General features: G+C 69.4%; 8 protein-coding genes and 1 pseudogene. 3 read left to right on the forward strand and 6 right to left on the reverse strand.

Features of this window, described 5'->3' with window-relative positions; translation table 11 throughout:
* From MJ777_RS20660 to MJ777_RS20670, 3 genes and pseudogenes are all read right to left on the reverse strand, one after another.
* A pseudogene (locus MJ777_RS20660) lies at positions 1-394 on the reverse strand (phosphate ABC transporter, permease protein PstA); the annotation flags it as partial.
* Positions 394-1,482 (reverse strand): phosphate ABC transporter permease subunit PstC, encoded by a 1,089-nt coding sequence (gene pstC / locus MJ777_RS20665; RefSeq protein ID WP_239310968.1) that lies wholly within the window; start codon positions 1,480-1,482, stop codon positions 394-396. The gene pstC and the pseudogene MJ777_RS20660, both read right to left, overlap by 1 nt.
* A gap of 239 nt (positions 1,483-1,721) precedes the next feature.
* Positions 1,722-3,764: an FAD-dependent oxidoreductase gene (locus MJ777_RS20670; RefSeq protein WP_239310969.1), complete on the reverse strand. Its 2,043-nt coding sequence runs from the start codon at positions 3,762-3,764 to the stop codon at positions 1,722-1,724.
* Positions 3,765-4,095: 331 nt separating this feature from the next.
* Between MJ777_RS20670 and MJ777_RS20675 the strand changes: the two genes are divergently transcribed.
* Positions 4,096-4,578 carry a pyridoxamine 5'-phosphate oxidase family protein gene (locus MJ777_RS20675; protein ID WP_239310970.1) on the forward strand — a complete coding sequence of 161 codons (483 nt, stop codon included), beginning with the start codon at positions 4,096-4,098 and terminating at the stop codon, positions 4,576-4,578.
* Here MJ777_RS20675 and MJ777_RS20680 read toward each other — a convergent pair.
* A complete protein-coding gene (locus MJ777_RS20680; protein ID WP_370652796.1) occupies positions 4,492-5,598 on the reverse strand; it encodes a lysylphosphatidylglycerol synthase transmembrane domain-containing protein in 1,107 nt (368 codons plus the stop codon). The two genes, MJ777_RS20675 and MJ777_RS20680, sit on opposite strands and share 87 nt — an antisense overlap.
* A 94-nt stretch (positions 5,599-5,692) precedes the next feature.
* On the opposite strand from MJ777_RS20680, the gene MJ777_RS20685 reads away from it, so the two are divergent.
* Positions 5,693-5,953, forward strand: a complete 261-nt coding sequence (locus MJ777_RS20685; RefSeq protein ID WP_239310971.1) for a hypothetical protein — start codon at positions 5,693-5,695, stop codon at positions 5,951-5,953.
* The gene (locus tag MJ777_RS20690) at positions 5,950-6,405 is read left to right on the forward strand and encodes a type II toxin-antitoxin system VapC family toxin (protein ID WP_239310972.1); all 456 of its coding nucleotides are present in this window, start codon (positions 5,950-5,952) and stop codon (positions 6,403-6,405) included. The genes MJ777_RS20685 and MJ777_RS20690 overlap by 4 nt, the downstream gene beginning before the upstream one ends.
* Positions 6,406-6,633: 228 nt before the next feature.
* Here the strand turns inward: MJ777_RS20690 and dxs are convergent, their stop codons facing one another.
* Both dxs and MJ777_RS20700 read right to left on the reverse strand, forming a co-directional pair.
* Positions 6,634-8,580: a 1-deoxy-D-xylulose-5-phosphate synthase gene (dxs, locus tag MJ777_RS20695; protein WP_239310973.1), complete on the reverse strand. Its 1,947-nt coding sequence runs from the start codon at positions 8,578-8,580 to the stop codon at positions 6,634-6,636.
* Positions 8,581-8,954: 374 nt separating this feature from the next.
* Positions 8,955-10,241, reverse strand: a complete 1,287-nt coding sequence (locus MJ777_RS20700) for a class I SAM-dependent RNA methyltransferase (protein ID WP_239310974.1) — start codon at positions 10,239-10,241, stop codon at positions 8,955-8,957.
* Between the last annotated feature and the right edge of the window lie 86 nt (positions 10,242-10,327).

Raw genomic sequence — 10,327 nt, forward strand, 5'->3', positions numbered from 1 at the left:
AACCACGAAACGCCGTATAACCAATTATTACAGAAAGTAAAGCAACGACCATTATCCCGGCCGCATGGCAGATCACCGACATGACGCGGTCGACGAGCGCGACACCACGGCCGTCCCCCGTCAGCAGCACGGTCGAGTAAACGGCCAGGAAGAGGACGTACCAGCACACCCAGAAACCGACAGTCCCCGACAGCGGCAGAATCCGCTCGAACAGGATCCAGGTGAGGCACAGCGCGCAGAGCGCGGATCCGCCGATGGCGGTCACGTCGCTGGCAGTGACCTGAGCCGGCCGGATCCGGACCTCCGGCGGGAGTACTGGCTGGTCGGGTCCGGCGAGGTCCGGCCCGGCGGCGGGCGCCGTGCGCCCACGCGGTGCAGGTGCGGTGAGCGCCATCAGATCTCCGTTGCCGCGCCGGAACGCGACCGGCTGATGATGGTCGAGGCGAAGGCGTTGACCACGAGCGTCAGGGCGAAGAGCACCAGCCCGGCGCCGAAGAGGGCGGCCAGACCGAACGAACCGGACTCGTTGTAACGCAGCGCGATGAGCGAGGAAATCGACATCCCGCCCTGCTGCAAAATGTGAGTCATCCGCCCGGGTGACGCGAAGAGCGGCGCGATGATCAAGTAGACGGCGATCGTCTCGCCGAGCGCCCGGCCCAGGCCGAGCATGACCGCGCCGACCATGCCGCCTCGGCCGAACGGGATGACGACAGCGCGGATCATGCCCCAGCGCGTGCCGCCCAGCGCCAGCGCCCCCTCCCGCTCACCCACCGGAGCCTGCGAGAAGACCTCGCGCATGATCGATGTAATGATCGGCGTGACCATCAGCGCGACGACGAGCCCAGCGATGAAGGTCGACGAGGCGTACTGGCCGAGCCCGCTGACTCCGCCGTCGGTCCGGAAGAAGGGCAGCCAACCGAGGTGGTCGGTCAGCCAGCGGCTCACCGTGATGGCTCGCGGCTGGAGAAAGAAAAACCCCCACAGCCCGTAGACGATGCTTGGAATAGCGGCCATGAGGTCAAGCAGCGAAACCATCGGGCGGCGCAGCGCCCGGGGCGCGTACTCGGCGACGAACAAAGCCGTACAGATCGACAGTGGAACGGCGACAACCAACGCGACGCCGGCAATGAGGATCGTCCCCGGCAGCACGGCGCCGACGCCGAACCTGGTCGAGCTCGGCAGCCACTGGGTTTCGGTGAAAAACGACCAGCCGACCCGCCGCAGCGCCGGCAGCGCCTTGTACAGCAGGAATACACCGATGAAGCCCATCGTCGTCATCACGGTTATGGCGGCCGTCCGGCCGACGCCGTGAAACAGCCGGTCAGCCGGGCCGGGGCGCGGGTTCGTGTCGCGCCGCGCCTCAGCCGGGGCGACCGAGCCCGCGCCGGCGCCCGCCGCGCCAGAGCCGGCCCCCATAACCGCGGCTCGGGGCAGTTTCAGCCAGCCGAGAAAATTCATGGTCGAACGCTCTTCGGTCATCATGTATACGCACCGTACGTCACAGTGGAGTTACCCCCTGACCGGCGTCGGCGACGCCGGTTCCGCTCCATTGCTTTGACATAAAAACAGACGTCGCCTCCCGGGTGGCGAGCCGAAGGTGAACAGGCCCCGAATTCTGCTGGCCGGTGGGCGGGTCCCCGGGTATACGAAATGAACGGCCGCTCATTCTCGCGGCCGGGGACCGGCCCGGTCGATGCGGCCGTCCGGTCCGGACGAAGCGATCAACCGGAGCGGACGAAGCGAGCCGCGTCGGCGACCACATAGTTGTCGGTTCCGGTGGTCGCCATGGTCACGCTCCCTGCCGTGCCCGCGTCGAACGGCCACGCCCCGAGCAACGCCCACCGGCCGCCCCCGACACGTTGATCCACGGTGAGCGTTGCCGAACCGCCCCGGTAGGCAACGGTCACCGGCACGTTCGACGCTCGCGCGGCCGTCGACGTCCACCGCAGGTACACCCGATAGGTACCGGCCGCCCGGAGGGACGGGACGAAACGGACGCTCTTGCCGCCCTTGCCGGCGTTGTTGTCATGCAGATAGCCGGTCCCGTAGTAGCCCGCGATCGCCGAGCTGGCCGGCCAGGAGCCGGTGACCGCCGTCATCGGGTCGGTGTCGTCGACAGCGACGTCGGGATAGTCGAGCACGGCCATGTCCTCGAACAGCCGCGCGCGAAGCGCCGCGGGATCGACTCCCTGCGCGTTGGCCCCGCTGTCGAGCGCGAGCTTGGCCGCGGCGCCGGCCGCCTGCCCGAGAATCATGAAAACCGGTTCCATCCGCAGCGAGCTGTAGGCGACGTGCGACGCCGACAGGCAGACCGGGACGATGAGGTTCGTGCACTGCGCGCTGTCGGGAACCATCGCCCGGTACGGCAGCCGGAACGGCGCGGGTAACGCGATCTGGATGTCGCCCTCGTTCTTCACCTGCCCGCCGACGACGAGCCGCTGGCAGTTGTGGGAGTCCCGCGAGTAGCTCGCGAGCCCGACGCCGTCGGCGACCGCGGTCTGGCCGCGACAGTCCGCCTCGGTGAGGACGTAGCGCGAGCTCACCATCCGACGAGCTTCGCGCACATAGAGTTGCGGCGGCCAGTTGCCGGTGGCGGTGAACTCGTCGGGTGCCAGCCCGAAGGCCGCGACCGCGGAGCGGACGTCCGAGCGCACCGCGCTGTCGTTCGCCAGGAAGTAGAGCAGGCCCTGCTGGTAGGAAGTGTGATCAGCCACGATCTGCGCACGCTGGGACCAGCTCGCGCGCGGGTACCCGTCGGCGGCGCCAACATGGTCGAACGAGAACGGCCCGGCGCTGTTTGCGTCGAACTTGCCGTTCCGCAACACCGTGTTGTTCATGAACGCCGCGGCCTTGTCGGTGAACGGGTCGGCGTACCCGGCCGCGATCAGGCGCGGTACGAGGGCGTAGCGGCTCGGGTCATAGCCGGCCGGCCGCGGGAACGCGATCCGGTTCGGCGCCTTGGTCAGGCAGAGCCGGTAACAGTACGCCTGGACATGAGCGTCACCGCTGCCGGTGGCCGCGAGGGCGGCCGCGGAGATCTCGGGAAGCAGCCCGCTGGCCGGGTCGCCCGCACGCCGGTACGGGTCGACCGCGGCGGTGAACTGGTTCTTGGCAAGCAGCTGCACCCCGTTGTTGGACTCGCCGTACACCGCGTTCGACTCACGGCCGATCACATAGCGCACCCCGGCGAGTGCCAGCAGGTCCCCCTCGTAGGAGGCATCGATGAACATCTGGGCCCGTACCACGGTGCCGTCACCGGCCACCACCGAGGTGAGCCGGGAGCCGCTGCGGCCGACGGAGGCCAGCGTCCGCCGGGTGTAGACCGGCACCTGCGCACCGGTGAGCAGGTCGGTCATGACAGCCGCGGCCACCCGAGGCTCAAAGGTGGTCTGCATCGGCGTCGCGGCTCCGAGCGGGCCGCCGTTGTAGGCGACATACACTCTGCGGTAGAACTCGCGCGCGAACCCACCGACGGCGCCGCCCGTACCGATGTCGGTCTGGCTGAGCCCGCCCGTTGTCATACCGCCGATGTGGGCGGTCGGTTCGATGATCACAACCGAGCCGCCCATGCGACGCATCTGCACGGCGGCGGCGACGCCGGCCATGGTCGCGCCATACACGCACAGATCCGCCGTTATCGGTGCGACCGCGCTGGCTGACGATGTGACGGTCAGCTCAAGGGCCGCGACCGAACCGGCGGCAGCCGCCATCCGGAGCAGATCCCGGCGGTGCGGCCCAGCGCTCATGATCGGTCGGCGGGCCATGGATCCCCTCGTCGGTCGGTTGACGCCGGCCGGCGCGTCGGGCAGCCGGGCGCATCGGGCAGCTGGGTGGAACGACGACGCCCTGTCGAGACGGCGACGCCGGCAGCGGGCCGCCGATGCTCATGGCGCTCCGTACGTCGATCTCCCAGCCGGCAGCTTGGACCTTAACGACGCGTGATTCCCGGAAGCAACGACCAGCACGTCACATGCACACACCGATCCAACGTCCAGCGGGAGACCGCACGGTAAATCAGTTGCTCTCTCCCCCGGAAGCGTCCAGGAAGCATCCAGGAGCCGGCCGGGAACCGGCCGGTGCGGCAGCATGGGCGGTATGGCGAACTGGAGTGAGGCTGAACGAGCCGCGCCCGAGCTGGCGGCTGCGGTCCGGGGGCGCTTCGAGGCGCACGGGCTCGCGATCCTCGCGACCATCCGGCGTGACGGATCTCCTCGGGTGAGCGGGGTCGAGCCGTTGTTCGCACTCGGCGAGCTGTGGCTCGGCATGATGCCCGGCTCCCGGAAGGGAGCCGATCTGTGCGGGGACCCACGATGCGCCCTGCACAGCGCAACCACCGACAAGAACGTCACCGAAGGCGACGCAAAGATCAACGGCAGGGCGGCCGTCGTGACCGGCACCGAAAGCCTGGACGCCTACCAGGCCGCGTGGGCCGCAGCCACCGCCACGCCGGTACCCGAGCCGTTCACCCTGTTCAGGATCGACGTCACCGGCCTAAGCATGATCGGGGTCGCCGGTGAGGAGCTCACCATCGACTTCTGGCGCGAGGGGGAGCAGCCCAGGCGAACCACCCGCACGTAGCTCTCGTCCGCCGGTACGCACGGCCGCGCCGCATACCGCCCACAGCAGGTCGGCCACGGTCGCGAGCAGCCGGCTGACCAGGGCGAGCAACGTCGCCGGGCCGTGCGCGAGCACCGGCGCCAACGCCAGGATCAGTACGGCCTCGCGCACGCCCGCACCAGCCGGGACCAGCGGGACGAGGAACCCAGCCGTCCACGCGAGCGCGTACCCGCCAACCGCGAGCAGCAGCAGGCGGGGCCCGTGCACGGACGGAGCAAGATCACGCATCAGCAGCCAGGTCGCCACGCCGTAGAGGACAAAGCCCGTCAGCAGCCAGCCGGCACCGGCCAGCACCGGGCGGACGGCAAGCGGACGCTCCAGCGGTGGCCGGCGCAGCAGGCCGAACGCGAGCGCCAGCAACCTGGACAGCACCGGTGGATACAGCACCACCGCAAGCCCTGGTACCGCCAGCAGCGCCCACCCGTAGTGACCTAACGCGGTCGCCGACACGAACGGCAGGGTCACGGCCGCGGCCAGCCCGCCGCACGGGACCGCCAGCGCCAGCACGATCAGGCTCGCCGACGCGGCCTTCACCCGGGACACGCCGTAGGCCCTCGACAGCTCCATCTGCGCCAGCACCGGCCACACGCTGCCCGGGACGTACTTGCCGATCTGCCCGACGAAGAACACCCGCACGGCCGCCTGTAACGGCAGCGCCGTGCCGAGCCCCACCAGCAGTGCCCGCCAGGACAACACGCTCGTCCCGACCGCCAGCACGGTGACGCCCCCGGCCGCGGCGACGCTCACCACGGTCAGCTCGTCGAACGACGCCCGGACCGCGTTCCACTGACCGACCAGCGCAAGGCCGAGCAACCCGACCGCCAGCAGCAACGCCGCCCGCGCCAACCACCACCGCGGCCCTCGACGCCTGGGTTCTAACTGGCCCGGTCCTGGTCGGCCCAGTTCTTGTCGGCTCGGTTCTGGGTGACAGCGCCCGGCCGGTCGACCAACCCTTCTGCCAACAGAACGTACATGCCACATCCGCTCAGCGTAGCGTTGATCCGGTCAACTCCGACAACAGCATCACATCATCACGCCATCATGACAGCAAACAACCTGATGCTATGATGCCAGGATGCGTACGACAGTGACTCTCGACCCAGATGTCGCGATGGCTCTCCGGGAAGTGGTTCGCGAACGGGGCATTTCCTTCAAGGAAGCCCTGAACGCACTCGTCCGCGCCGGCCTGGCGAGTAGACGCCAGGACGTTCCGGCCTATCGGCTACCCACTCGGTCGCTCGGGCTACGACCGGATGTCGACCTCGACAAGGCACTGCGGCTAAGTACCGAATTCGAGGACGCGGAGATCATCAACAGGCTTGAGCTCCGTACATGAAGCTGCCAGACGTCAACCTGCTCATCTACGCACTCGACGACACCTCACCACGACATCAATCATCGAGAGCCTGGCTCGAACGCACGCTGTCGGGCGCCGAGACCGTTGCGTTCGCGTGGCCGGTGCTGCTTGCGGTTATCCGCCTGACGACACACGCCACGATCTTTCGGAACCCGTTCCGTCCGGACGAAATTCTCGACATCGTTGATGGATGGCTTGCCAGACCCTGTGTCGTGATCGTCCATCCCACCGAACGTCACGCTGCGGTTCTACGCCAGTTGCTGGCACCGCTGGGAACGGCTGGGAACCTCACGTCCGACGCACATCTCGCCGCTCTCGCCGTCGAGCACAGCGCCGAGCTATGCTCCAGCGACGCCGACTTCGCCCGCTTTCCAGGCGTCCGATGGATTGATCCACTAAGAGCGCCCGAGGATAGGGCGTTCGATCAGTGAGCGGCTCATCCGCGCCCGATCCGGCAAGGCAGCGGAGGAAGGGCCCTGGTGTTGGGCGCCGACTGACGACAACGCGGCGGGGCGGGATGCGGGAGCCGGACAGTCCTCTTCTCGGGCGCTCTAGGGCGCGTATCGGGTTGCTGCCGGCAACGGGGTTTCTGCCCGGCCAAGAGAGTACGGGCACCCGTACTCTCTTGGCCTTACCGACCCCGAGGGGTGGTGTGGAGCTCAGAGCTGACCGGCCGCGCTTTCCTCCTCGGACTCCTCGGCATCTTCGTCGAGGACGGACGCGCGCCCCGCAACCATCTCGACGACCTTGCGGGCGAGCTCCTGGGCGGACAGGCCGATGTCGGCCATGACCTCCGGACGCTTGCCCTGGTCGAGGAAGGCCTGCGGGATGCCGAAGTCGCGCAGCGGCACGTCGACGTCGGCATCCCGCAGCATCTGCGCGAACGTCGACCCGACCCCGCCGACCCGGCCGTTGTCCTCGACCGTGACCACGAGCGAATGCATCCGGGCGAGGTCCACGAGCACCGGATCCAGTGGCTTGACCCACCGCGGGTCGACAACCGTGATCCCGATACCGTGGCTCGCGACCCGCTCGGCGACCTGCAGGCAGGTACTCGCCATCGCACCCACCGCTACCAGGAGAACCTCCCGCGACGGTGTCGCCTCGGGCGAGCGGTAGAGGATGTCGACCGACCCAACCCGCTCGATCGCGGGGATGTCCGGGTTGATCTTGCCCTTGGCGAAGCGCACCACCGACGGCCCGTCGGAGATCGCCAGCGCCTCGCGGAGCTCGGCCCGCAGCGTGGGCTCGTCCCGCGGCGCGGCCAGTGCCAGCCCGGGTACGAGCTGCAGAAAGGACATGTCCCACATGCCGTTGTGGGATGGCCCGTCCTCACCGGTGACACCGGCCCGGTCCAGGACAAAGGTGACCGGCAGCCGGTGCATGGCGACGTCCATCAGCACCTGGTCGAAGGCGCGGTTGAGGAATGTCGCGTAGACGCACACCACCGGCTTGAGGCCGCCCATGGCCAGGCCCGCGGCGGAGGTGACCGCATGCTGCTCGGCGATACCGACGTCGAACACCCGGTCGGGAAAGGCCGTGGCGAACTTCTGCAGACCGACCGGCTGCAGCATGGCCGCGGTGAGGGTGACGACGTCCGGACGCTCATGGCCGATCTGGACGATCTCATCGGAGAAGACGCCCGTCCAGCTGGTGCCGCCGCCGCTGCCGGCCGTGGCCGGCTTGCCGGTACTCGGGTCGATGACCCCGACCGCGTGGAAACAGTCGGCGTCATCCTGCTCGGCGGCTGGATAGCCGAAGCCCTTGCGGGTCACGCAGTGGACGATCACCGGCCCACCGAAGTCACGGGCCCGCCGCAGCGCCGACTCGACCGCGTGGACGTCGTGCCCGTCCACCGGCCCCACGTACTTCAGGCCGAGGTCCTCGAACATGCCCTGGGGCTGGACGACGTCCTTGATGCCCTTCTTGATCCCATGCAGGGCGTCGTAGAGCGGCGCACCGACCAGCGGGGTACGGCCGAGTACCTGCTTGACGACGTCGAGGACCTGCTCGTACTCGGGCGCGAGCCGCAGGGCAGCCAGATGATCGGCCAGCCCACCGATGGTCGGGGCGTAGGAGCGCCCGTTGTCGTTGACGACCACGATCACCGGGCGGTCCGCAGCCGCGATGTTGTTCAACGCTTCCCAGCACATGCCGCCGGTCAACGCGCCGTCGCCCACAACGGCGACGACCGCGCGGGACTCACCACGCAGCGCGTACGCCCGGGCCAGCCCATCGGCGTAGGACAGGGCTGTCGAGGCGTGCGAGTTCTCGATGATGTCGTGCGGTGACTCGGCCTGGCTGGGATACCCGGACAGGCCGCCCCGCTGCCGCAGGTCCGCGAACGCGTCCGCGCGGCCGGTCAGGATCTTGTGAACATAGGACTGGTGGCCGGTGTCCCACAGGATCCGGTCATGGGGCGAGTCGAACACCCGGTGGATCGCGATGGTCAGCTCGACGGCGCCGAGGTTCGGCCCGAGATGACCACCTGTGCGCGCCACCGCGTGAATAAGAAAGTCGCGGATCTCCGCCGCCAGCGCGGGAAGATCGTCGACTGCCAGTCTCTTCAGATCGTGCGGATTGCGAACGGTCGACAGAAGCGACACCGACACTTCCTCTCCGTGCACTTCCTCCCCCTTTTTGAGGGGATCGGCCCCGGACGCCGCTCAGTCTACGCAGGTCAGGGGATCAGTCGCGGTCGCGGATTGGACATGTGAACACGTCCCAAACAGGTAGCAAGAAGGCCAGTCGACGCTTACGATGCGTGGTTTGCCCATGAGTATCCGGCCCCCCAGCGGCGCCGGGACACGTGCGTGTTCCTCTCGCCGGGCGTGTCCGCCACCGTGACATCGGACATGACATCGGACGTGACATCGGCCTCGGACGTGGCGCCCAGCCGGGCTGGGGAGTGCGCGGGCGTGTCCGGACACGGGCCTCGCTGGGCGCGGGCTCCCCCGTTGTGTCATCAGACCGTGTGTCATCAGACCGGCCCATGCAGTAACGCCACGCATTCGACATGGGCGGTCATCGGGAACAGATCGAACGCCCGCAGCTCCGCCAGGGAGTAGCCCTGCGCGACGGCCACCGCGAGATCCCGGCCCAGCGAGGCGGGATCACAGGCCACGTACACGACCGCCCGGGGGCCCAACGCAAGCAGTTCGCGCATCACAGCGGTGCCCGCGCCCGCTCGGGGCGGATCGAGGACGACGATGTCAGCGCCGGTACCGGCCAGCCCGCGCAGGGAGCCGGGCGAAACCCGGACGCCCCGTAACGACACCTGCGGGAGGTCGGCGAGGCTGCGCGCGGCGGAGGCCACCGCGCGCGGGTCGGACTCCATCGCCACCACGAGACCGCCGGGACCGACGGCTTCGGCAAGCGCGGCGGTGAACAGGCCCGCGCCCGCGTACAGGTCGAGCGCCCGTTCCCCGGCGCGCGGCGCCAGGCCGGTCAGGACCGCGTCCACCAGCGCCTCGGGCGCACCCGGGTGGACCTGCCAGAACACCCCGGGAGCCAGGATGAACCGGCGCCCGCGTACCACCTCGACGATCTCGGTGTCGGCATCGCCGGCAGAAAAACCGGCAGCACGGGCTTCCGATGTGATAATCGTGCTGCCGCTCGACACGCTCGCGGCCACGTCGATCTCAGGCCCGGCAGCGCCATCGGCAGTGCCCGCGCCGGCCGCCGGGAAGGTCCGACCGGCGACGGCGGCGCGCACGAGCGGGTGCGCTATCCGGCAGTCCGCCGCCGCGACAATCTCGTGCGAGCGGTGCCCGCGCAAGGCGACCTCGCCCTGCTCCGTCAGCGTGTAACGCATCCGGGTGCGCCACCCCAGGCCGTCGGGCAGCGCGCCGGGCGGCGGATCCAGCGCCTCGACCTCCACCGGCCAGTCGAGCCCGGCCAGTCGGCGCAGCTGCTCACGGACCACCCCGGCTTTGAAGCGACGCTGCGCGGCAACGGAGGTGTGCTGCCAGTCGCATCCGCCGCAACGGCCGGGCCCGGCATGCGGGCACGGCGCGGCCACCCTGTCCGCCGACGGCCGCAGGACCTCGACGGCGTCAGCCCGCCAGTACCGGTCGTGCGAGGTGTCGGTCAGGCAGGCCCGGACCCGTTCACCCGGCAGCGCGTGCCGGACGAAGACAACCCGGCCCTGGTGGCGGGCCACGCACATCCCGCCATGCGCGACAGGCCCGATGTCAAGCTCGACAACCCGCACGGATTCGCCGGCGGCCCGCTCGGGAACGCCCGGCTGGGGGCGGTGACCGCTCACCGCCGGGTCGCTTCGGCGTCCGTGCCCTCAGCCGGCGCCGCGGCCGACGGCTGAGCCGCCGCCCGCCCGGCTCGCCCGGCTCGCCC

Origin of the sequence: Protofrankia sp. Cj5 (assembly GCF_917627405.1) — a bacterium.
In the GTDB taxonomy this organism is placed as follows: domain Bacteria; phylum Actinomycetota; class Actinomycetes; order Frankiales; family Frankiaceae; genus Protofrankia.

Coding starts and splice junctions, on each gene's coding strand:
- MJ777_RS20680 (WP_370652796.1), bottom strand. CDS start 5,598: ATGTGGCATGTACGTTCTGTTGGCAGAAGGGTTGGTCGACCGGCCGGG.
- MJ777_RS20690 (WP_239310972.1), top strand. CDS start 5,950: ATGAAGCTGCCAGACGTCAACCTGCTCATCTACGCACTCGACGACACC.
- MJ777_RS20675 (WP_239310970.1), top strand. CDS start 4,096: ATGGCGAACTGGAGTGAGGCTGAACGAGCCGCGCCCGAGCTGGCGGCT.
- MJ777_RS20670 (WP_239310969.1), bottom strand. CDS start 3,764: ATGGCCCGCCGACCGATCATGAGCGCTGGGCCGCACCGCCGGGATCTG.
- pstC (WP_239310968.1), bottom strand. CDS start 1,482: ATGATGACCGAAGAGCGTTCGACCATGAATTTTCTCGGCTGGCTGAAA.
- MJ777_RS20685 (WP_239310971.1), top strand. CDS start 5,693: ATGCGTACGACAGTGACTCTCGACCCAGATGTCGCGATGGCTCTCCGG.